The following is a 21,751-nucleotide window of genomic DNA, read 5'->3' as shown; positions in this document are numbered from 1 at the left end:
TGTCCTCTTGCGCTACTGCGGTAGATGCCGGGCCCACGCGGAGGGGGTGTCTCGGCCGCCATACGGTCGCGCCAGCTCTGCGTCAGACAGAGTTGGTCCGATCAAGTGCGCCTTCATCGTACAGGGGAATCGGTCGGGTCACCTGTGAAAATGAGCACCATGGGCGACCGCACCCCCGATTCCAGAGGGTGTGAACAGTGTGAAACCTGCTCTTAACCACCTTCTCCGGAGATCCTCAGCGCCCCGTCCCGCCCTTGCCCTTCCTGTTCCCCGTGTTCCCGTTCGTCGTGTTCCCGTTCCCCGTCCCCAGCCAGTCGGCCAGCTTGCCGCCCTGGCCGACGGCCCTGAGGCGGCGCTCCGCCTGGTCCCGTACGGGGTCGGTGGCGACGACGAGCAGTTCGTCGCCGCGTCGCAGCACCGTGGTCGGCAGCGGCACGAAGGAGGTGCCGTCGCGGACGACGAGGGTGACGGCGGCGCCCGCTGGGAGCCGGAGCTCGTGGACCTCGACGCCGTGCATACGGGACTTCTCGGGGATGTCGACGGACAGCAGGTGGCCGCGCAGCCGCTCCAGGGGCGCCGATTCGATGCCGAGGTCGGCGGCCTCGTCGCCGGAGCCGCCCAGACGCAGTTTGCGGGCCAGCCAGGGCAGCGTCGGCCCCTGGACGAGGGTGTAGACCACGACCAGCACGAAGACGATGTTGAAGATCCGGCGGCTGCCCTCGATCCCGCTCACCATGGGGATCGTCGCCAGGATGATGGGCACCGCCCCGCGCAGCCCGGCCCACGACAGCAGCGTCTGCTCCCGCCACGGCACCCGGAACGGCGTCAGCGCGACGACGACGCTCAGCGGCCGCGCCACCATGGTCAGCACCAGGCCGATGACGAGCGCGGGCCAGATGTCGTCGCCCATCTCGTGCGGGGTGACCAGCAGTCCGAGCAGGACGAACATGCCGATCTGGGCGATCCAGCCGACCCCCTCGGCGAAGCCCCGCGTGGCCGGCCAGTGCGGCAGCTTGGCGTTGCCGAGGACCACGGAGGCCAGGTAGACGGCGAGGAAGCCGCTTCCGTGGGCCAGGGCGCCGGCCGCGTAGGAGGTGACGGCGATGGCCATGACGGCGATCGGGTAGAGGCCGGACGCGGGCAGCGCCACGTGCCTCAGGGCCCAGGCCCCCAGCCAGCCCACGGCGAGCCCGATGGCGGCGCCGATCGCCAGTTCCAGCGCTATCTCGCCGATCAGGACGTACCAGTGTTCGACCGGTCCGGCCATGGAGAGGGCGGCGACGAGGATGACGACGGGGGCGTCGTTGAAGCCGGACTCGGCCTCCAGGGTGCCCGTCACGCGCGCGGGGAGGGGGATCTTGCGCAGCACTGAGAAGACGGCCGCCGCGTCCGTGGACGACACCACCGCGCCGATGATGAGTGACTGCCGCCACTCCAGCCCGATCAGATAGTGCGCGCCCGCGGCCGTGACGCCGACGCTCACCGCGACTCCGACCAGCGCCAGCGAGCCGGCGGCCGGCAGGGCCGGCTTGATCTCCTTCCACTTCGTGCCGAGGCCACCCTCCGCCAGGATCACGACGAGGGCCGCGTAGCCGATGACCTGGGTCAGTTCGGCGTTGTTGAAGTGGATGTCGCCGATGCCGTCCTGGCCCATGGCGATGCCGATGCCCAGGTAGACGAGCAGGCTGGGGAGCCCGCTGCGCGACGAGATCCGGACCGCGGCGACCGCGACCAACAGGACGAGAGAGCAGACGAGCAGGAGCTGGTTGAGGTCGTGGACAGTCAGAGGGCCGAACCTTTCTCGCCGAACCGCACGTGGTTCCGAGTGTGGGCGATGCCGAGCACTGGAGGTGGGCACGCGCGCGTGTGGGCATGCGAAGCCGATCACGGAAACCGTGCGGTTGCGGTTACGCCAGTGCAAGTACTTCGTTACCTTACCTAACTCTTGACGATTTCTTGACGCTTCCGAGGGCAAGATCGAACAGTCGTCCGCGCCAGTTCCCGACTCCGCGTCAAGTCGCGTCGGGCCCTGCGCCTATGGTTGCTCCAGCGTTCAGTACAAAGCACAGCCCGACCTGCCGCTCGTGTTAGGACAGCAAGGACAGCGATGCCCACCGACAACCCCGCCTCCTCCGGCCAGCAGTCCGGCAAGTCCGGCAGGAAGAAGGGACGCAAAGTCCGCCTTCTCCTGATCGTCCTGGTCCTGGCCATCATCGGTGGCGTCGGCTACGGGGCGTTCTGGTCCGTCTCCACCGTGCGCGCCTCCTTCCCGCAGACCAAGGGGTCGATAACCCTGGACGGTCTGTCGGGACCGGTCGACGTCAAGCGCGACGGCCAGGGGATCCCGCAGATCTACGCCTCCTCCGACGAGGACCTGTTCATGGCACAGGGCTACGTCCAGGCGCAGGACCGGTTCTACGAGATGGACGTGCGCCGCCACATGACGGCCGGCCGCCTCTCGGAGATGTTCGGCGAGAGCCAGGTCGACAACGACGAGTTCCTGCGCACCCTCGGCTGGCACCGGACCGCCGAGGAGGAGTACGAGAAGACGCTCTCGGCCGAGACGAAGAAGTACCTCGACGCGTACGCCAAGGGAGTCAACGCCTACCTCGCCGGCAAGGACGGCGAGGAGATCTCCCTGGAGTACGCGGCCCTCGGCTTCTCCAACGACTACAAGCCCGAGGAGTGGACCCCGGTCGACTCGGTCGCCTGGCTGAAGGCGATGGCGTGGGACCTGCGCGGCAACATGCAGGACGAGATCGACCGCGCCCTGATGACCAGCCGCCTCGGCCCCAAGCAGATCGCCGACCTGTACCCGCAGTACCCGTACGACCGCAACAAGACCATCGTGCAGGAGGGCCAGTACGACGAGCTGACCCAGACCTGGTCGGACGGGTCCGGGTCGACGCAGAGCACCGACGGCTCCACGCAGGGCACCGGAACGGGCACCGGCGGCACGGGAACGGACACGGGCACCGCCGGAACGTCCACGGACTCCGGGGCCCTCCAGACCCAGCTGGACGGCCTCTACAACGTCCTGGAGGACCTGCCCGAGGCCGTCGGCGTGAACGGCAACGGCATCGGCTCCAACTCCTGGGTCGTCTCCGGCGACCACACCATCACCGGCAAGCCGCTGCTCGCCAACGACCCGCACCTGTCGGCGGCGCTGCCGTCGGTCTGGTACCAGATGGGCCTGCACTGCAAGTCCGTCTCCGCGAAGTGCCAGTACGACGTCGCCGGCTACACCTTCTCGGGCATGCCCGGCGTGGTCATAGGACACAACGCCGACATCGCCTGGGGCATGACCAACTCCGGCGCCGACGTCACCGACCTCTACCTGGAGAAGCTCACCGGCGACGGCTACCAGTACGGCTCCAAGGTCCTGCCGTTCGACACCCGCGAGGAGACCATCGAGGTCGCTGGCGGCACGTCCAAGAAGATCGTCGTCCGCACCACCAACAACGGCCCCCTGCTGTCCGACCGCAACGACGAACTCGTCCAGGTCGGCAAGAAGGCCACGGTCGACCAGGACGCCCCCGACCGCGGCGACGGCTACGCCATCGCCCTGCGCTGGACCGCGCTCGACCCCGGCACCTCCATGGACGCCGTCTTCGCCATGAACAAGGCCAAGGACTGGGACGGCTTCCGTGAGGCCGCCGCCCTGTTCGACGTCCCCTCGCAGAACCTGATCTACGCCGACACCGAGGGCAACATCGGCTACCAGCTGCCCGGCAAGATCCCCACCCGGGGCAAGGGCGACGGCTCGCTGCCCGCGCCGGGCTGGGACACCAGGTACCGCTGGAACGGCTACATCGACCAGGACGAACTGCCGTACGAGTACAACCCGGAGCGCGGCTACATCGTCACCGCGAACCAGGCCGTCGTCGACGAGAAGTACCCGTACACGCTCACCGCGGACTGGGGCTACGGCACGCGCGCGCAGCGGATCACCAGCCTCATCGAGTCGAAGATCAAGGGTGGCGGCAAGATCTCCACCGACGACATGCGGCAGATGCAGATGGACAACAGCAGCGAGATCGCCAAGCTGCTGGTGCCGCTGCTGCTCAAGATCGACGTCAACGACAAGAACGTCCGCGAGGCGCAGAAGCTCCTGGAGGGCTGGGACTACACCCAGGACGCCGACTCGGCCGCCGCCGCGTACTTCAACTCGGTCTGGCGCAACATCCTCAAGCTCGCCTTCGGCGACAAGCTGCCCAAGGAGCTGCGCGTCGAGGGCCAGTGCCTGTCGGTCGAGCCGGTCAACTCCACGGGCCCCGCGGACGAGGACCAGCGGGTGCGCGAGTGCGGCAAGCGGGACGCGGACCAGGCGCAGCCGGACGGCGGCGACCGCTGGTTCGAGGTGGTCCGCCGGATCATCGACGACCAGGACAACGCCTGGTGGTCCACGCCGAAGACCCGCACCCAGGTCGCCGTCGACACCCGTGACGAGCTGTTCAAGCGGGCCATGCGCGACGCCCGCTGGGAGCTGACCGCCAAGCTCGGCAAGGACATCGACAGCTGGAACTGGGGCCGGCTGCACCGCCTGTTCCTGAAGAACCAGACCCTCGGCACCGAGGGCCCCGGTTTCCTCCAGTACATGCTCAACCGTGGCCCCTGGAAGCTCGGCGGCGGTGAGGCCACGGTCAACGCCACCGGCTGGAACGCGGCGGGCGGCTACGAGGTCGTCTGGGTGCCCTCGATGCGCATGGTGGTGAACCTCGGGGACCTCGACAAGTCCAAGTGGATCAACCTCACCGGCGCCTCCGGGCACGCGTACAACGCGCACTACACCGACCAGACCGACAAGTGGGTCAAGGGCGAGCTGCTGACGTGGTCGTTCTCGGACAAGGCGGTCGAAGCCGCCACGAGCGACACGCTGCTGCTGAAACCGTGACGCCCGCCTGAAGACGCCCGCCTGAACAGGAAAGCGGCCTCCACGCACGCGTGGAGGCCGCTTTCGCGTCCGGATCACCGGAAGCGGCGTACCCCCGAAGGCGTCACCACCGCGTGGACCGGGCGGTCGTGCGGTTCTTCCGGGACACGGTCCACGACCTCCGTGTCGTACAGGAGCACCACCAGCGCCGGGTCGGTGCCCGCGCGGTCCAGGCGGGCCAGGACGCGGTCGTACGAGCCGCCGCCCCTCCCCAGGCGCATCCCGCGCCCGTCGACGGCCAGGCCCGGGAGCAGGACGACCTCGGCGGAGGTCACGGCGTCGGGGCCGAACCGGTCGCCCGCCGGCTCCAGGAGCGCCATCCGGCCGCCGTGCCGCACGCGCGCGAGGGAGGCCTCTCCCACGTAGACGCCCCAGTCGAGGTCGTTGTCGGGCAGCAGGACCGGGAGCAGGACGCGCACGCCCCGGGCGCGGAGTGCGTCGAGGAGCGCGAGGGTGCCCGGCTCGCTCCCCACGGAGACGTACGCCGCGACCGTGCGCGCCCGCGCCAGTTCGGGCAGATCGAGCGCCCGGCCCGCAAGGGCGTCCGTCGTTTTCCGGACGTCATCCGGAGTCAACCCGTTCCTCACCAGGAGGAGCTCTCGACGCAACATTCGCTTGGAAAGCTCCGGTTCAGGTCCCATCCGGCTCATCGGTCGCTCCAGTTTTGTTCGTAATCGGCTTATATGAGAGCGAATTCATCGGAGCCACAGATTCCTCACAAAGGCACCCGTTAGGGTTGCGGCCATGAGTGAGGCGAACCCCAGGATCAGCAAGGCTGTCATCCCCGCGGCGGGTCTGGGCACCCGGTTCCTGCCCGCGACGAAAGCGACTCCCAAGGAGATGCTGCCGGTCGTGGACAAGCCGGCGATCCAGTACGTGGTCGAAGAGGCCGCGTCGGCGGGGCTCGACGACGTCCTGATGATCACCGGCCGGAACAAGCGCCCCCTCGAGGACCACTTCGACCGCAACTACGAGCTGGAGTCCGCCCTCCAGAAGAAGGGCGACGCCCACCGGCTCGCCAAGGTCCAGGAGTCCAGCGACCTCGCGACCATGCACTACGTCCGCCAGGGCGACCCCAGGGGCCTCGGCCACGCCGTCCTGTGCGCCGCCCCGCACGTGGGTGACGAGCCCTTCGCCGTCCTCCTCGGCGACGACCTGATCGACCCCCGCGACCCGCTCCTGAAGCGCATGGTCGAGGTCCAGGAGCACCACGGCGGCAGCGTCATCGCCCTCATGGAGGTCGCGCCGGAGCAGATCCACCTCTACGGCTGCGCGGCCGTGGAGGCCACCGAGGACGGCGATGTCGTCAAGGTCACGGGCATGGTCGAGAAGCCGGACCCGGCCGACGCCCCGTCGAACTACGCGATCATCGGCCGCTACGTCCTCGCCCCGCAGATCTTCGACGTCCTGCGCCGGACCGAGCCGGGCCGCGGCGGCGAGATCCAGCTCACCGACGCCCTCCAGCAGCTCGCCGTGGACGAGAAGGTCGGCGGCCCCGTGCACGGCGTCGTCTTCAAGGGCCGCCGCTATGACACCGGGGACCGTGGCGACTACCTGCGTGCCATTGTCAGACTCGCATGCGAACGTGAAGACCTGGGACCGGACTTCCGGACCTGGCTTCGCAGTTACGTAGCCGAGGAGATGTAGCCACATTGAGCACCGCCGCGACCCGCACCACCGGACCGGGCCACCTCTGGTCGGTGACCGAGCACCTGGAGGACATCCTCGCCACCGTCCGCCCCCTGGAACCCATCGAGCTGCAACTCCTCGACGCCCAGGGCTGCGTCCTGGTCGAGGACGTCACGGTGCCGGTCTCACTGCCGCCGTTCGACAACAGCTCGATGGACGGGTACGCGGTGCGCGTCACGGACGTCGCGGGCGCGAGCGAGGAGTTCCCGGCCGTGCTCACGGTGATCGGGGACATCGCGGCGGGCCAGGCCGAGCCGCCCCGGGTGGGACCCGGCGAGGCCGCCCGCATCATGACCGGCGCCCCCCTGCCGCCCGGCGCGGAAGCGGTCGTCCCGGTGGAGTGGACCGACGGCGGCCTCGGCGAGGGACCCGTCTCCGGGATGCGCGCCCGCAGCGCGAGCCCCGAGGGAGCCACCGGCCAGGTCGCCGTGCACCGCGCAGCCGAGGCACGCGCGCATGTGCGCGCCGAGGGCAGCGACGTCCGCGCCGGCGACCGCGCCCTCGCCGCGGGCACGGTCCTCGGCCCGCCGCAGCTCGGCCTCCTCGCCGCCATCGGCCGCGCCACCGTACGCGTACACCCGCGCCCGCGCGTGGTGGTGCTCTCCACCGGCAGCGAACTGATCCCGCCGGGCGACACGCTGGCCACCGGCCAGATCTACGACTCCAACAGCTTCGCCCTCACCGCCGCCGCCCGGGACGCGGGCGCCATCGCCTACCGCGTCGGTGCCGTCACCGACGACGCCGAGACGCTCCGCTCCACCATCGAGGACCAGCTCGTGCGCGCCGACCTGGTGGTCACCACCGGCGGGGTCAGCGTGGGCGCGTACGACGTGGTCAAGGAGGCCCTGGAGTCCGTCGGCGACGAGGACGAGGAGGGTGCCGGCATCGACTTCCGCAAGCTCGCCATGCAGCCCGGCAAGCCCCAGGGCTTCGGCACCATCGGCCCCGACCACACCCCGCTCCTCGCCCTCCCGGGCAACCCGGTCTCGTCGTACGTCTCCTTCGAGCTGTTCGTCCGGCCCGCCATCCGCACCCTGATGGGCCTCGACGACGTCCACCGGCCGACGGCCACGGCGACCCTCCGGGCGCCCAAGGCCCTGACCTCGCCCGCGGGCCGTCGGCAGTACCTGCGCGGGACGTACGCCGACGGCGAGGTGACGCCCGTCGGGGGCGCCGGATCGCACCTCGTGGCGGCCCTCGCACAAGCCGACGCGCTGATCGTGATCCCCGAGGACGCCGAGTCGGTCGAGCCCGGTACGGAGGTCCAGGTCGTCCTGCTCGGCTGAACCATCGAGGGTGGCGTACCGTGTCGCGCACAACAGACCGCGCGCCGCACCGCGACGGGCCCCGATCGGGAGCGCCACACCACCATGAGTACGCCGCAGGACCGACTGACCCACATCGACGAGGCGGGCGCCGCCCGCATGGTCGACGTCTCCGGGAAGGACGTGACCGCGCGCACCGCCCGCGCCAGCGGCCGGGTCCTGGTCTCGCCCCAGGTGGTCGAACTGCTGCGCGGTGAGGGGGTGCCCAAGGGCGACGCCCTCGCCACCGCGCGCATCGCCGGGATCATGGGTGCCAAGCGCACCCCCGACCTCATCCCGCTCTGCCACCCCCTGTCAGTGTCGGGCGTCAAGGTCGACCTGTCGGTCGCGGACGACGCCGTCGAGATCCTCGCCACCGTGAAGACCACGGACCGTACGGGCGTCGAGATGGAGGCGCTCACGGCGGTCTCCGTCGCCGCCCTCACCGTGATCGACATGGTCAAGGCGGTCGACAAGGGCGCGGTCATCACGGACGTACGCGTCGAGGAGAAGACGGGCGGCAAGTCGGGCGACTGGAGCCGGGCATGACGGCGCCCACCGGGGACGCCCGCACCGCGTCGTACCGCGCGCTCGTCGTGACCGCCTCCAACCGGGCCGCCGCCGGGATCTACGAGGACCGGGGCGGGCCCTTGATCGCCGAGCGGCTCACGGGCTTCGGCTTCACCGTCGAGGGCCCCCAGGTCGTGCCCGACGGCGACCCCGTGGAGGCCGCGCTGCGGGCGGGTGTCGACGCCGGGTACGACGTGATCGTGACGACCGGCGGTACGGGTATCTCGCCCACGGACCGCACCCCCGAGGCCACCCGCGCGGTCCTCGATCACGAGGTGCCGGGCATCCCCGAGGCGATCAGGGCGTACGGCCGGGACAAGGTGCCGACGGCGGCGCTCTCCCGGGGCCTCGCCGGAGTCGCGGGCCGGACGCTGATCGTCAACCTGCCGGGCTCGACCGGGGGCGTCCGGGACGGCCTGGCCGTACTGGAACCCCTGCTGACCCACGCCGTCGACCAGATCCGCGGCGGGGACCACTCCAGACCCGGTCACGGGGGTGCGAGCTGAACAGCCCATCCTGGCCCGTAGCGCTGGTGGACGGCGAGATCGTCCTCCGGCCCATAAGGATGCGCGACCAGCGGGACTGGCGGGAGGTCAACCGCCGCAACCGGGACTGGCTGCGGCCCTGGGAGGCGACCATTCCGCCGCCCACTCCCAGCGGGCCCATCGCGCACCGGCCGACGTACCGTCAGATGGTCCGCCATCTGCGGGCGGAGGCGAACGCCGGCCGGATGCTGCCGTTCGTGATCGAGTACCAGGGGCGGCTGGTCGGGCAGTTGACGGTCGCCGGGATCACCTGGGGCTCCATGTGCTCCGGTCATGTCGGCTACTGGGTCGACGAGTCGGTCGCCGGGCGGGGCGTGATGCCCACGGCGGTCGCGCTCGCCGTGGACCACTGCTTCCGGACCGTCGGACTGCACCGCATCGAGGTCTGTATTCGCCCCGAGAATCGGCCCAGCCGACGGGTCGTGGAGAAACTCGGATTCCGCGAGGAAGGCCTTCGTCCACGATATCTTCACATCGACGGCGCCTGGCGCGACCATCTCGTCTTCGCGCTCACCGCCGAAGAGGTCCCCGAGGGGCTGCTCGCCCGCTGGCGGCGGGAACGGGCGCGGAACGCGGGCTCCGACGCGGGCAAGCCCGGACAGTCCCAATAAATGAAATGCATGTTCGAAGGAAATGTACGAACGGCGACCGGATGCGATCGGCTTGAACGAGTCGAGGACGTTCTCGGCACGTTAATTTCGCGGTCTCGGTGACCTGCTGATCGGATCGGTCACAAAAAAAGCTCGAAATATCAGCCAGATCGTGCGACACACCGGCTCAATTGGCGGATGGCCTCACGCAAACCCCTCTACCGTGTGAGTCGTGAGCAGCAGCGGCCTCATCTACGCAGTCATCGTCGGGGCCTGGGCCGCCTACTTGGTGCCGATGTGGCTCCGTAGGCAGGACGAGCTGAACGAAGCCCGTCCGACGGAACGCTTCAGCACCGCCATCCGGCTGCTTTCCGGCCGGGCGGGGATGGAGCGCCGATACGCCAAGGACCTGCGGGCGCGCTCCACCGAAGAGGGGGAGCCCAGCGCCGATCCGGACGGCGTCACCGACTCGGTGGACGTCCGGGCCTTCGCCATGCCTCCGCGCCGGGAGCACACGAAGGCGCAACTGCCGGTGGAGCGGGGTGAGTCGCCGCAGCACGCGCAGCAGCAGTCGGCGAAACCGGCTTCACAGGCACAGGCACAGGCACAGGCACAGGCGAACGCACAAGCACAGGCGAACGCACAAGCGCACGCACCGGCACAGGCGAAGGCGGTGCCCCAGCAGGGCGGTGGGCCGTCGGCGAAGCCGGGGGCGGCCCATGTGCCCGCGCCCGCCCGGGTGAAGCGTCCGGACCGGCAGACGGCGGGCGCACGCCGGGGCGACTCGGCGGAGGCCAAGGCGCGGGCCCAGCGCTCGAAGGTGCTCGCGCGCCGGCGGCGTACGACGGTGATGCTCTTCCTCGCCTTCACGCTCGGCGCGGTCGTCGCGGCGGTCGGCGGACTCGCCTTCCTGTGGGCGCCGGCCGTACCGGCGGTGCTGTTGAGCACGTACATCGCGCATCTGCGCCGCCAGGAGCTGAAGCGGTTCGCGTACACGATGGACCGGCGGCAGGCCGAGGTGGCGGCGCAGCGGCTGCGGGAGCGGCAGCCCCAGCGGCGGCGCCCGGCGCCGGACCCGGTGGACACCGACGAGCCGGAGGACGGACCGGAGAACGAGGAGGGCCGGGCCGAACTGACCGCGCTCGCGGCCGACCGCCGAGCCCTCGTCGAGCAGACCGACCACGCCGAGTGGGTGGACCAGCAGCGTGAGCGCCAGCGGCGGCCCGGCCAGGGCGACAGCTGGGACCCGGTCCCCGTCCCGCTCCCGACGTACGTCACCGCGCCGGTCGCACCCCGGGCCACCTCCGGGGTCGACCTCAACGCCCCGGACGCGTGGAGCTCCGCGCGCTCCAGCGCGGCCGACCCGCACGGCTCGCCGGGTGCCCCCTCGAACTCCGCGCCCGCCCCTGGGCGGGAGCAGGAGGGGGAGCGCGGCGGCGAGGAGCCGGCGGACGACGCCGGCTCCGGTGACGGGGCCGACGCACCCGACGGCGGCCGTTCCGACGCCCGCCGCGCCGCGTCCGCACGCCGCTCCCGCGAGCGGGGGCGCACGCCGCTCTTCGACCAGTACGAGGACGGCGACCGTCCGCGCGCGGCCAACGAGTGACGCGCGCCCCCTGGATCTCCCACTCCGCTGACCAGCCACGAGCCGGCCGCGAGCCGCTCGGCGGCCCCCCGGGAACGGATTTCCAAGCACCGCGATGGGGATGCTAGAGTTTCACTCGTTGCAAGGGCCTGTGGCGCAGTCTGGTAGCGCACCTCGTTCGCATCGAGGGGGTCTGGGGTTCAAATCCCCACAGGTCCACGCACAGATCAGAGCCCCCAGTGGTGATCACCGCTGGGGGCTCTGACGTGTTGTCAGGACGGGGTGGCGGCGCCTGTTGCCGGTTCGGTGATCGCGTCGAAGTACGGCCAGCCGTCCACCTCGACCGTCTGGGCCGACGGGTGGAGGTCCAGGTTCGGGGCGGCGGCGTCCAGGAGGCGGCGGACCGTGCCGGGCTCGTGGAGGTTGAGGTAGGCGTGGTCGGAACGGCGGACCAGGGCGCCGGAGTCGAAGTAGCAGTTCGAGACGACGCGGTCCTCGGACGGGCCGAAGAGCAGGACCAGGCGGCGGCGCCGGGGGCCCTCCGGGTAGAGGGACAGCTTGAGGCGGCAGTGCTCGTGGGCCACACGGTGGGGGAGTTGGCGGACCGTCCAGTGCCAGGTGGTGTCGCCCACGACGAGACGGCGGAGGCGGTTGTTCTTCGTCACGGGGACACCGTAGGCAGCCAACGCCGATGCGGGCACCGGGATTTACGGGCCCCAGGGCGCGGTGGGCACGGAGGGCACGGTCAGAGGGGCTTCGCGAAGCACAGGCTCAGATCGTGGAATCGGTAGTAGCCGAACTTCGCGCAGGGCTCGTAGCCGCTGGAGGTGTAGAGGGCCACGGCCTCGGGCTGCTTGGCGCCGGTTTCGAGGACCATGCGGGTGCGGCCGCCGGCGCGGGCGTCGGACTCCAGGTCGGCGAGTATGCGGCGGGCCAGGCCCAGGCCGCGGGCCTCGGGGGTGACGTACATCCGCTTGATCTCGGCGTCCCCGTCCTGGTAACCCTCGTCGTTGGTGTCCTGGCTGCGCCAGCCACCCGTGGCGACGGCTCTGCCGTGCTCGTCGTAGGCGATCAGGTACAGCCCGGCCGGCGCTTCGAAGTGCGCCGGGTCCATGGGGGTGGCGTCGCCGTCGTCGCCGTAGCGGACGCTGTACTCGGCCTGGACCTCGTCGTTCAGCTTGACGGCGTCGGGGTGGTCGAAGGACACGCGGCGGATAATCATGTGCTGCATCGTACATCTATGCAAGAGGCGGGCTGCGGTCAGGTGTGATCTTCGTCGGGATCTGGACGCCGTCCTGGGTGCGGGTATCGTGCCCGGGTGCTGACTGTGACCTCTGTGAATGTGAACGGGCTGCGGGCCGCCGCGAAGAAGGGTTTCGTGGAGTGGCTCGCCGGGACCTCGGCGGATGTGGTGTGTCTGCAGGAGGTGCGGGCCGAGCCGGAGCAGCTGCCGGAGGGCGTGCGGCAGCCCGAGGGGTGGCATGTCGTGCACGCCCCGGCCGCCGCCAAGGGGCGCGCGGGCGTGTCGCTCTACAGCCGCCGCGAACCCGACCGGATCCAGGTCGGGTTCGGATCGGCCGAGTTCGACGGGAGCGGGCGGTACGTCGAGGCCGACCTGCCCGGCGTCACCGTGGCCAGCCTCTACCTTCCCTCCGGTGAGGTCGGCACCGAGCGGCAGGACGAGAAGGTCCGGTTCATGGGGGAGTTCCTCGCCTATCTGAAGGAGCTCCGGGAGCGGTCCGCCGCGGACGGGCGCGAGGTCGTCGTGTGCGGCGACTGGAACATCGCCCACCAGCAGGCCGACCTCAAGAACTGGCGGGGGAACCAGAAGAACTCCGGGTTCCTGCCGGAGGAGCGGGCTTGGCTCGGGCAGGTCTTCGACGCCAGTGACGGGGCGTACGTCGATGTGGTGCGCGCCCTGCATCCCGATGTCGAGGGGCCCTACACCTGGTGGTCGTACCGGGGGCGGGCCTTCGACAACGATTCAGGATGGCGGATCGACTATCAGGTGGCCACGGCCGGGCTCGCCGCCAAGGCGGTCAAGGGGTTCGTGGAGCGGGCCGCGACGCACGCAGAGCGGTGGTCGGACCATGCGCCGGTGACGGCGGTTTACGACCTCTGACGCGCCGGGGCCGACCGCCGGGGCCGACCGCCGGGGCCGACCGTCGGGGCCGATCCCGGCTACGGCCCCTGATCGCCCGCTTCGGCCTGCCGCAGCCGCCGGTCCAGGGCCAGGGACAGTTCCGCCTCCGCTACGTTCTTCGCCAGGGGGCGTAGGCGGTTGAGGTCCTCGGGGGTGCGGCCGGGCTGGGTGAGGATCAGGTCGGTGAAGAGGGTGGCGAGGGCTTCGGCGTGTTCGCGTACGCGGCGGCCGGCGGTGAGGACGTCGGCGAGGGGGACGCCCTCGCGGACCAGCGCGGCCGAGACCTCCAGGAGGCGGCGGCTGATGTGGACGATCTCGCCGCCGTCGGTGGCGAGGTAGCCGAGTTCGAGGGCGGCGGCGAGGTTCTCCGAGGTCGCCTGGTCGCCGAAGTGGTCGGCGAGTTCCTCGGGGGAGAGGCGGACCGGGACCTCCTCGGTGGGGGCCCCGAGGCCGAGCAGTTCGCCCACGTCGCGGCCCTCGTCGAAGGCCTCCGCCAACTCGGCTATGCCGCTGAGCGTGTGGCCCCGCTCCAGCAGCGCCGAGATCGTGCGCAGTCGGGCCAGGTGCGTGTCGTCGTACCAGGCGATACGGCCCTCGCGGCGGGGTGGCGGGATCAGTTTGCGCTCCCGGTAGAAGCGCAGGGTGCGGACGGTGATGCCGGCCTTCCCGGCCAGCTCCTCCATGCGGTACTCGTGTCGCTCGCCGTCTTCTGCCACGCGCGCAGCCTATGTCGTACCGCTGGTAACTCCAGAGGGCCCGACCCCTACCCATCGGTACGGTCCTGCCCTACGCTCCCACTGCGCCAGTGATTACTGGCGTGGACACGAGGTGCGAACGCGGTGTGCGCACGCGATGAGGCGTGGAGGTACCGGATGGCCGAACGGCAGCAGGGGCAGGGGCGGCGGGGGCCGCATGTACGGGTGGCGGTGGTCGGGTCCGGGTTCGGCGGGCTCGGCGCGGCCGTGCGGCTGCGGCGTGAGGGGATCACCGACTTCGTCGTCCTGGAGCGGGCCGGTTCCGTCGGCGGCACCTGGCGGGACAACGACTACCCGGGGTGCGCCTGTGACGTGCCGTCCCATCTGTACTCGTTCTCGTTCGCGCCCAACTATGAGTGGCCGCGCGCCTTCTCCGGGCAGGAGCACATCCGGGCCTATCTGGAGCATGTGACGGACGTCTTCGGGCTGCGGTCCCATATTCGCTTCGACTCCGAGGTGATGAGGATGGCCTGGGACGGGGAGCGGTTGTGCTGGGACATCGAGACCGCGACCGGGCCGCTGTCCGCCGATGTCGTCGTCTCCGCGACCGGGCCGCTCTCCGATCCGAGGATCCCGACCGAGGCGGAGCTGCCGGGGCTGGGCTCGTTCCCCGGCGAGGTCTTCCACTCCGCCCGCTGGGACCACGGCTACGACCTGCGCGGCAAGCGGGTCGCGATGATCGGTACGGGCGCCTCGGCGGCCCAGATCGTGCCGGCGATCCAGCCCGAGGTCGGCCGGCTGACCCTCTTCCAGCGGACCCCGCCCTGGGTGCTGCCGCGGGTCGACCGGGGCATCGGCGGCGTCGAGCGGTGGCTGCACCGGCAGTTGCCCTTCACCGCGCAGGCCCGGCGCGGACTGCTGTGGGGCATGCGGGAGCTGCAGGTGCAGGCCTTCACCAAGCGGCCCAAGGTGCTGGGCGTGGTGGAGCGGGTGGCGAAGCGGAACCTGGCCCGGACCGTCAAGGACCCGGACCTGCGCGCCCGGCTCACCCCCGACTACCGCATCGGCTGCAAGCGCATCCTGCTGTCCAACACCTACTATCCGGCGCTCACGCAGCCGAACGTCGACGTGGTCGCCTCCGGGCTGGCCAAGGTCGACGGCTCCACGCTCGTCGCCGCCGACGGGTCCGCCGCCGAGGTCGACGCGATCGTCTTCGGCACCGGGTTCCATGTCACCGACATGCCCATCGCCGACCGGGTCGTGGGCGCCGACGGCCGGACCCTCGCCGAGGCCTGGGCGGACGGCGGGATGCGGTCGCTGCGCGGGTCGTCGGCCGCCGGGTTCCCGAACTGGATGACGATCATCGGGCCCAACACGGGCCTCGGGAACTCCAGCATGATCCTGATGATCGAGTCCCAGCTGAACTACATGGCGGACTTCGTACGGCAGTTGGACGTGCTGGGCGGCCGGGCCGCCCTCGACGCCCGGCCCGCGGCCGTGGACGCCTGGAACGAGCGGGTCCAGAAGCGCATGGAGGGCACGGTCTGGAACACCGGCGGCTGCACCAGCTGGTATCTCGACGCCAACGGCCGTAACACGACCGTCTGGCCGGGGACGACGTCCGAGTTCCGGGGCGCGACCCGACGGGTCGATCTGAGCGAGTACGCGGTGCTGCGGCCGGCACGGCCGGGTACGGAGAACGAGGAGACGCCCAGGAAGGGCGACACGGCGAAGGTGGAGGCCGGAGCGTGACCCGACTGACCCATGTGAAGCACGGGCCCTACGCGCCGCCCGTCGCCGTAAGAGAGTTGGCGGCCGTGTCCGCCGACGGGGCGCGGCTGCACGTCGAGGTGCACGGACCCGAGGACGCGCCCGCGGTGGTGCTGGTGCACGGCTGGACGTGTTCGACGGCGTACTGGGCGGCGCAGGTCCGGGACCTCGCCGTCGACCACCGGGTGGTCGTCTACGACCAGCGCGGTCACGGCCGCAGTCCCGCCTCCGCCGTGTGCAGCGCGGACGCCCTCGCCGACGATCTGGAGGCGGTGCTCGCGGCGACGCTCGCGCCGGGCGAGAAGGCGGTCCTGGCCGGGCACTCCATGGGCGGGATGACGCTGATGGCGGCGGCCGGGCGGGCGCGCTTCCGGGAGCACGCGGCGGCGGTCCTGCTGTGCAGCACGGGCAGTTCGAAGCTGGTCGCCGAGTCGCTGGTCGTGCCGATGCGGCCGGGGCGCGTGCGCACCTGGCTCACCCGGCAGGTCCTCGGCTCGCGGGCGCCGCTCGGGCCGGTCACGCCCGTCGCTCGGCGGATCCTCAAGTACGCGACCATGGGCCCCGGTTCGTCGCCGGTGATGGTCGAGGCGTGTGCGCGGATCGTGCACGCGTGCCCGGCCAGGGTGCGGCACGCCTGGTCGCATGTCCTCGCCTCGCTCGATGTCGACCACGGGGTACGGGAGTTGACGGTGCCGACGGCCGTCGTCGTGGGCACGGCGGACCGGATGACCCCGCCGGTGCACGCGCGGGCGCTGGCCGCCGCGCTGCCCGACTGCGTGGGCGTGAGCGAGCTGACCGGGGTCGGGCACATGGCGCCGGTGGAGGCGCCGGAGGCGGTCACCGCCCGGATACGCGGGCTCGTGACGACGTACGCGACGAGGTACGCGACGACCGGGCGGGACGAGTTGGAGGAGGCGGGCGCATGAGCAACGGCAGCACCCTGGAGGGGCGGGTCGCGGTCGTCACCGGGGCCGCGCGGGGCGTCGGGGAACTCCTCGCGCGCAAGCTCTCGGTGCGCGGGGTGAAGGTCGCGCTCGTCGGCCTCGAACCGGACGAGCTGAAGCGGGTGTCGGAACGGCTGTACGGGGACAGCGAGTTCTGGCACGCCGACGTCACCGACCATGAGGCCATGGCGCGGGTCGCGGCGGAGGTGAAGGAGCGGTTCGGGCGGATCGACATCGTCGTCGCCAACGCGGGGGTCGCGAACAGCGGGCCGTTCGTGGACTCCGACCCGGACTCCTGGCGGCGGGTCATCGAGGTCAACCTCGTCGGATCGGCGGTCACCGGGCGGGCGTTCCTGCCGGCGCTGATCGAGAGCCGGGGCTATCTGCTGCAGATCGCCTCCCTCGCCGCGATCACTCCGGCGCCGATGATGACGGCGTACTGCGCGTCGAAGTCGGGCGTCGAGGCGTACGCGCACTGTCTGCGTGCTGAGGTCGGGCATCAGGGGGTGGGCGTCGGGGTCGGGTATCTGTCCTGGACCGACACGGACATGGTGCGCGGCGCCGACAAGGACGAGGCGCTGCGGGAGTTGCGGGAGCGGCTGCCGTGGCCGGCCGGCAAGACGTATCCGCTGGGGCCGGCCGTGGACCGGCTCGTCGCCGGGATCGAACGGCGGTCCAGTCATGTGTACGGGCAGTGGTGGCTGCGGGGGATGCAGGGCGTACGCGGGTATCTCCCCGGGCTCATAGGGACGTTCGCGCCCCGGGAGGTGCGGCGGATGGAGCCGCGGCTTCGTGAGGTGTCCAAGGGGCTGGTGGGGGCCGGTGGGGCCGCGGACGAGCGGACGCGGGGGGTGGGGGCGCCGGAAAGCGGATGATCCCGGGCGGGTGGCTGAGTGGGGATGACGGAGCGTTACTGATCGAAATGCGTGGGATGTCGGCGCGTGTTTGTCTGGTCGAGGCCCGATCCCCTCACCCACTACGGGAGTGAATCCACATGGGCATGAAGGACCAGTTCCAGGACAAGGCTGAGCAGCTGAAGCAGCAGGCCAAGCGCAAGGCCGGCCAGTCGCCGGAGGAGCACCAGCGGGCTCAGCGGCCTGGTGAGCGTGAGCGCGAGCGTGACAACGGGCGCGAGCACGGGCAGCCGCAGCGTGAGCGTCAGCCGCAGCACGGGCAGCCGGAGCGTGGTGCGCCGCGACGGGACGAGGAGTCCGAGCGGCTGATGCGGGACGAGGAAGACCGGTTCCGGCAGGACTACGAGGGGTAGGTGCCGGCTCGGCTTCGGTCGTGCGTGACGTGGGGCGCCCTCCTTTTCAGGAGGGCGCCCTGCGTTTGTGTTCGCCGCCCCTACGGGGCTTGCTGGCGTCGCGGTAGCTTCGGGCGGGATCTGTTCGGGGTGTTCGTGTAGTCCGGGGGGTCCGCCGGGGGGTGGGACTTCAGGAGGTCCAGGGCCAGGGACACCGCCGCGTCCAGTTGGGTGTTGCGGCCCTCGGCCCAGTCGAGGGGGGTGCGGAGGACTTCCAGGTCCGGGGTGACGCCTCGGTTCTCGATGGTCCAGCCGTACGCGTCGAACCAGGCGGCGTTCATGGGGACGGTGATGACCGTGCCGTCGCCGAGTTGGTGGCGGCCGGTCATGCCGACGACGCCGCCCCAGGTGCGCAGGCCGACGACGGGGCCGAGCTTGAGGAGCTTGAAGGCGGCGGTGATCATGTCGCCGTCGGACGAGGTCGCTTCGTCGGCCAGGGCCACCACAGGGCCGCGGGGGGCGCTCGACGCGTACGACACCGGCTGGGCGTTTCGGGTCAGGTCCCAGCCGAGGATCGTGCGGGTGAGTTTCTCGACGACCAGTTCGCTGATGTGGCCGCCAGCGTTGCCGCGCACGTCGACGATCAGGGCGGGCCGGGACACCTCCATGCGCAGGTCGCGGTTGAACTGGGCCCAGCCGGAGCCGCCCATGTCCGGGATGTGGAGGTAGCCGCAGTGGCCGCCGCTCAACTCGCGGACGACCTCGCGGCGTTTGGCGACCCAGTCCTGGTAGCGGAGGGGGCGTTCGTCGATGAGGGGGACCACGGCGACGCGGCGGGAGCGGCCTGCGCCTTCCGTGGTGGAGCGGCCTGCGCCTTCCGCGTCGGAGCGGCCCGCGCCCTCCGCGTCGGAGAGGCCCGAAGGGCCTTCCGAGGAAGCTTCCTCGGAAGGGTGGTGGGCGACGGGCTGGGCGAAGGTCAGTTCGACGGTCGAGCCGCCCGCGCCCGCGAGCAGGGGGTACGGGCCCGTCGTCGGGTCCACCGGGCGGCCGTCGACGTGGGTCAGGGCCGAGCCCTCCCGGATGCCCGTGCCGGCCAGGGGGGAGCGGGCCTTGGAGTCGGACGAGTCGCCGGGGAGGATGCGGCGGATCGTCCAGTCGTCGTCCCGGCGGACGAAGTTGGCGCCCAGGAGGCCCTGGCGGCGCTGGTAGTGGGGTGGGCCCTCGTTGCGGCGCGCGGCGGAGACGTAGGCGTGGGAGGTGCCCAGTTCGCCCAGGACCTCCCTCAGCAGGTCCGCGAACTCGTCGGGGGACGCGACCCGTTCGACCAGCGGGCGGTACTGGTCGAGGACGCCGTCCCAGTCGATGCCGCTCATCTTCGGGTCCCAGAAGTACGCGCGGATGAGGCGGCCGGCCTCCGCGTACGACTGGCGCCACTCCGCGGCCGGGTCGACCTCGTGCAGGATGCGCCGGAGGTCGATCCAGACGGTCGAGTCGCTGTCGCCGGACTCGGTGGAGGGGACGGCCCGCAGGTCGCCCTCGTCGACGACCACGAGCCGCGAGCCGTCGCCGCTGACCGCGAACCAGTCCAGATGGTCGACGAGTTCGGACTTCTTGGCCTTGCTGATGTTGAAGTATTCGAGGGTCGGGCGGCCGGTCATGTCGTCCGGGTTGGCGAAGGTCTCGCCCAGGGCGCCCGAGATGGGCCAGCGGAGCCAGACCAGGCCGCCGCCCGCGACGGGGTGCAGCGCCGAGTACTTGGAGGCGGTGACGGGGAAGGGCGTGACGCGGTTCTCCAGGCCCTCGGTCTCGACGGTCACCGTTCCGCCGGTGTCCTCGTCCTCGGTCGGGTCCATGCCCCCGGCGACCGGGCGGCCGTCGGGGTTCAGGGCGAAGGGGGAGGGCGTGGCGGAGGAGAGCGGGACCAAGTAGGGGCGGCAGCCGAGCGGGAAGGACAGGTCGCCGGTGTGGACGTCGTAGACCGGGTCGAAGCCGCGCCAGGACAGGAAGGCGAGGTAGCGGCCGTCGCGCGTGAACACGGGGTTCTCGTCCTCGAAGCGGCCGTTGGTGACGTCGACGACGATCCGGTCCTTTATGCGGGCCATCTTGATCTGGCGGAGGGTGCGGCCGATGCCCGGGTGGGACCAGGTCAGCCAGGCGCCGTCGGGTGAGAAGGCGAGGTCGCGGACGGGGCCGTTGAGGGATGTGATGAGCTCGGTGACCTCGCCGCTCGATTCCTCGGAGCCCGCGTCGGCAGCCGCTTTGCCGGACGCGTCGAACGCATCGGACACGTCGAACGCATCGGGGGCCTCGGATGCCTCGGACGCGTCCGACGCCTCGGACACTGTGAGGAGGAGGACGCGGCCGTCGTCGGCGGCGATGGCCAGGCGTTCGCCGCGTGGGTCGGACACCAGTTCCAGGACGCGGCCCAGGCCGCCGGAGGCGAGGCGGCGGGGCTCGCGGTCTCCGGTGGCCCGGGGGAGGTAGGCGATCTCGATCGCGTCCTCGCCGTCCGCGTCCGTCACGTACGCCACCTGGCCGCCGGAGCCGAGCATCTCGGGCAGCCGGACGCGTACGCCGGGGGTGTCGGCGATGGTCCGGGCGGGGCCGTCGCGGTGGGTCAGCCAGTACAGGCTGCCGCGTACGACGACCGCGCTCGCCCGGCCCGTCTCGTCCACGGAGATGCCGTCGACGTGCTGGGCGGCCGGCACCTGGTATCGCCGCCGCCCGGTGAGCGCCCCGCCGAGCCGGATGTCGAGGCGGCGGGGGACGGCGTCGGCGGCGAGGTCGTCGACGAGCCACAGGTCGCCGGCGCACTGGTAGACCACCCGGGTGCCGTCGCTGGCCGCGTGCCGGGCGTAGAAGGAGTCGTGGTCGGTGTGGCGGCGCAGGTCGGAGCCGTCGTACGCGCAGGAGTAGAGGTTGCCGATGCCCTCGTGGTCGGAGAGGAAGGCGATCCGGCCGCCGACGAACATGGGCGAGTGGAGGTGCCCGTCGAGGTCGGCCAGCAGCCGCTCGCCGTGCAGCCAGAGGCGGCCCATGGCTCCGCCCCGGTAGCGCTTCCAGGACGCCGGTTCGTGCGGGGGCGTCCCGGTGAGCAGCAGGGTGCGGCGCTCGCCGTCGATCTCGGCGCACTGGATGTCGGAGACCGGGCCCCAGGGGAGCTTGCGGCCGGGGTCGCCGTCCGTGCGCACCTTGTAGGCCCAGGTGAAGTACGAGAACGGCTCGCCGTGGGAGGCGACGGCCAGGATGTCCGAGCGGCCCCCGGTGTCGGGGGTCGGGGGCGTCCAGCCGCGGACCTCGGTGTCGGGGCTGCCCCAGTGGGTGAGCCGGCGTGCGGGTGCCCCGCCGTCCACCGGCGTCAGATGGATCTCCGGGAGGATGCTCCGCCAGCTCGTGTACGCGATGTGCCGGCCGTCGGGCGAGAAACGGGGCGTGCTGACCTTCGTACGGTCGACGGTGAGCCGCCAGGCGCGGTCCGAGCCGTCGAGAGGGGCCAGCCACAGGTCGTCCTCGGCCACGAAGCAGAGCCGGTCGCCGTTGAGGTGGGGGAAGCGGAGGTAGCCGGTGTCCCGGCCCGTCCCTTGCTCCCGGCCCGTCCCCTGCTCCCGGCCTGTCCCTTGCTCGTAGGTGTCGCTCACCTCTCCCATGCTTTTCCTCTCGGGAGGCCCCGGCAACTTCACCGCGTGACCCACGACACGAACGAAACCGTTTCGTTTTCTTCAGCTCTCGGTATATCG

Annotated in this window: 18 protein-coding genes and 1 tRNA gene; 13 read left to right on the top strand and 6 right to left on the bottom strand. The window is 71.3% G+C overall.

What is annotated here, in order from left to right:
• Window positions 1-235: 235 nt before the first annotated feature.
• Complete coding sequence (locus OG202_RS20970) at window positions 236-1,858, bottom strand: potassium/proton antiporter (protein ID WP_405961017.1); 1,623 nt, start codon at window positions 1,856-1,858, stop codon at window positions 236-238.
• Between the two features lie 249 nt (window positions 1,859-2,107).
• Between OG202_RS20970 and OG202_RS20965 the strand changes: the two genes are divergently transcribed.
• A complete protein-coding gene (locus OG202_RS20965) occupies window positions 2,108-4,894 on the top strand; it encodes a penicillin acylase family protein (protein WP_327729270.1) in 2,787 nt (928 codons plus the stop codon).
• Between the two features lie 74 nt (window positions 4,895-4,968).
• Here the strand turns inward: OG202_RS20965 and OG202_RS20960 are convergent, their stop codons facing one another.
• Entirely contained in the window at window positions 4,969-5,583 is a 615-nt protein-coding gene (locus OG202_RS20960) for a 5-formyltetrahydrofolate cyclo-ligase (RefSeq protein ID WP_327729272.1), read from the bottom strand.
• Between the two features lie 94 nt (window positions 5,584-5,677).
• Here OG202_RS20960 and galU point away from each other — a divergent pair, with 94 nt between their 5' ends.
• The 7 genes from galU to OG202_RS20925 all read left to right on the top strand — a co-directional run bounded on the left by galU (window position 5,678) and on the right by OG202_RS20925 (window position 11,435).
• Window positions 5,678-6,580 carry a UTP--glucose-1-phosphate uridylyltransferase GalU gene (gene galU / locus OG202_RS20955; RefSeq protein ID WP_326582163.1) on the top strand — a complete coding sequence of 301 codons (903 nt, stop codon included), beginning with the start codon at window positions 5,678-5,680 and terminating at the stop codon, window positions 6,578-6,580.
• 5 nt (window positions 6,581-6,585) lie between these two features.
• Window positions 6,586-7,908: a molybdotransferase-like divisome protein Glp gene (glp, locus tag OG202_RS20950; RefSeq protein WP_327729273.1), complete on the top strand. Its 1,323-nt coding sequence runs from the start codon at window positions 6,586-6,588 to the stop codon at window positions 7,906-7,908.
• A gap of 84 nt (window positions 7,909-7,992) precedes the next feature.
• Window positions 7,993-8,475 (top strand): cyclic pyranopterin monophosphate synthase MoaC, encoded by a 483-nt coding sequence (gene moaC, locus OG202_RS20945; RefSeq protein ID WP_326582165.1) that lies wholly within the window; start codon window positions 7,993-7,995, stop codon window positions 8,473-8,475.
• Entirely contained in the window at window positions 8,472-9,002 is a 531-nt protein-coding gene (locus tag OG202_RS20940) for a MogA/MoaB family molybdenum cofactor biosynthesis protein (RefSeq protein ID WP_327729275.1), read from the top strand. The genes moaC and OG202_RS20940 overlap by 4 nt, the downstream gene beginning before the upstream one ends.
• Before the next feature lie 26 nt (window positions 9,003-9,028).
• Window positions 9,029-9,652 (top strand): GNAT family N-acetyltransferase, encoded by a 624-nt coding sequence (locus OG202_RS20935; protein WP_326582167.1) that lies wholly within the window; start codon window positions 9,029-9,031, stop codon window positions 9,650-9,652.
• A 211-nt stretch (window positions 9,653-9,863) separates the two neighbouring features.
• Window positions 9,864-11,237 carry a divisome protein SepX/GlpR gene (gene sepX, locus OG202_RS20930; RefSeq protein WP_327729276.1) on the top strand — a complete coding sequence of 458 codons (1,374 nt, stop codon included), beginning with the start codon at window positions 9,864-9,866 and terminating at the stop codon, window positions 11,235-11,237.
• Window positions 11,238-11,361: 124 nt separating this feature from the next.
• Window positions 11,362-11,435 (top strand) — tRNA-Ala (locus OG202_RS20925).
• 53 nt (window positions 11,436-11,488) lie between these two features.
• Here the strand turns inward: OG202_RS20925 and OG202_RS20920 are convergent.
• The gene (locus OG202_RS20920) at window positions 11,489-11,881 is read right to left on the bottom strand and encodes a hypothetical protein (protein WP_327729277.1); all 393 of its coding nucleotides are present in this window, start codon (window positions 11,879-11,881) and stop codon (window positions 11,489-11,491) included.
• Between the two features lie 80 nt (window positions 11,882-11,961).
• The gene (locus OG202_RS20915) at window positions 11,962-12,438 is read right to left on the bottom strand and encodes a GNAT family N-acetyltransferase (protein WP_327729278.1); all 477 of its coding nucleotides are present in this window, start codon (window positions 12,436-12,438) and stop codon (window positions 11,962-11,964) included.
• Between the two features lie 105 nt (window positions 12,439-12,543).
• On the opposite strand from OG202_RS20915, the gene OG202_RS20910 reads away from it, so the two are divergent.
• On the top strand, window positions 12,544-13,338 hold the full coding sequence (locus OG202_RS20910) for an exodeoxyribonuclease III (RefSeq protein ID WP_326585785.1): 795 nt from the start codon (window positions 12,544-12,546) through the stop codon (window positions 13,336-13,338).
• Window positions 13,339-13,397: 59 nt separating this feature from the next.
• Here OG202_RS20910 and OG202_RS20905 read toward each other — a convergent pair whose 3' ends face one another.
• Window positions 13,398-14,075, bottom strand: coding sequence for a MerR family transcriptional regulator (locus OG202_RS20905; RefSeq protein WP_327729279.1), 678 nt, complete (start codon window positions 14,073-14,075; stop codon window positions 13,398-13,400).
• A 156-nt stretch (window positions 14,076-14,231) separates the two neighbouring features.
• Between OG202_RS20905 and OG202_RS20900 the strand changes: the two genes are divergently transcribed.
• The 4 genes from OG202_RS20900 (at window position 14,232) to OG202_RS20885 (ending at window position 18,035) form a co-directional block, all read left to right on the top strand.
• Window positions 14,232-15,806, top strand: a complete 1,575-nt coding sequence (locus OG202_RS20900; RefSeq protein WP_328223291.1) for a flavin-containing monooxygenase — start codon at window positions 14,232-14,234, stop codon at window positions 15,804-15,806.
• Complete coding sequence (locus tag OG202_RS20895) at window positions 15,803-16,750, top strand: alpha/beta fold hydrolase (RefSeq protein WP_327729281.1); 948 nt, start codon at window positions 15,803-15,805, stop codon at window positions 16,748-16,750. Before OG202_RS20900 ends, OG202_RS20895 begins: the two co-directional genes overlap by 4 nt.
• A complete protein-coding gene (locus tag OG202_RS20890) occupies window positions 16,747-17,643 on the top strand; it encodes an SDR family oxidoreductase (RefSeq protein ID WP_327729282.1) in 897 nt (298 codons plus the stop codon). The genes OG202_RS20895 and OG202_RS20890 overlap by 4 nt, the downstream gene beginning before the upstream one ends.
• 119 nt (window positions 17,644-17,762) lie before the next feature.
• A complete protein-coding gene (locus OG202_RS20885; protein WP_326582178.1) occupies window positions 17,763-18,035 on the top strand; it encodes a hypothetical protein in 273 nt (90 codons plus the stop codon).
• 80 nt (window positions 18,036-18,115) lie between these two features.
• On the opposite strand, the gene OG202_RS20880 is transcribed toward OG202_RS20885, so the two are convergent.
• On the bottom strand, window positions 18,116-21,661 hold the full coding sequence (locus OG202_RS20880) for a S41 family peptidase (RefSeq protein WP_327729283.1): 3,546 nt from the start codon (window positions 21,659-21,661) through the stop codon (window positions 18,116-18,118).
• Window positions 21,662-21,751: the final 90 nt, after the last annotated feature.

The organism is Streptomyces sp. NBC_00310 (assembly GCF_036208085.1).
GTDB lineage: Bacteria > Actinomycetota > Actinomycetes > Streptomycetales > Streptomycetaceae > Streptomyces.
The sequence above is the reverse complement of the archived record's forward strand: the minus strand, read 5'-3'. Positions and strand labels throughout refer to the sequence as shown.

Bases quoted from the DNA above. Each gene is read 5' to 3' on its own strand.
- OG202_RS20965 (WP_327729270.1), top strand. From the start codon at position 2,108: ATGCCCACCGACAACCCCGCCTCCTCCGGCCAGCAGTCCGGCAAGTCC.
- OG202_RS20960 (WP_327729272.1), bottom strand. From the start codon at position 5,583: ATGAGCCGGATGGGACCTGAACCGGAGCTTTCCAAGCGAATGTTGCGT.
- galU (WP_326582163.1), top strand. From the start codon at position 5,678: ATGAGTGAGGCGAACCCCAGGATCAGCAAGGCTGTCATCCCCGCGGCG.
- moaC (WP_326582165.1), top strand. From the start codon at position 7,993: ATGAGTACGCCGCAGGACCGACTGACCCACATCGACGAGGCGGGCGCC.
- OG202_RS20940 (WP_327729275.1), top strand. From the start codon at position 8,472: ATGACGGCGCCCACCGGGGACGCCCGCACCGCGTCGTACCGCGCGCTC.
- OG202_RS20915 (WP_327729278.1), bottom strand. From the start codon at position 12,438: ATGATTATCCGCCGCGTGTCCTTCGACCACCCCGACGCCGTCAAGCTG.
- OG202_RS20900 (WP_328223291.1), top strand. From the start codon at position 14,232: ATGGCCGAACGGCAGCAGGGGCAGGGGCGGCGGGGGCCGCATGTACGG.
- OG202_RS20890 (WP_327729282.1), top strand. From the start codon at position 16,747: ATGAGCAACGGCAGCACCCTGGAGGGGCGGGTCGCGGTCGTCACCGGG.
- OG202_RS20885 (WP_326582178.1), top strand. From the start codon at position 17,763: ATGGGCATGAAGGACCAGTTCCAGGACAAGGCTGAGCAGCTGAAGCAG.
- OG202_RS20880 (WP_327729283.1), bottom strand. From the start codon at position 21,661: ATGGGAGAGGTGAGCGACACCTACGAGCAAGGGACAGGCCGGGAGCAG.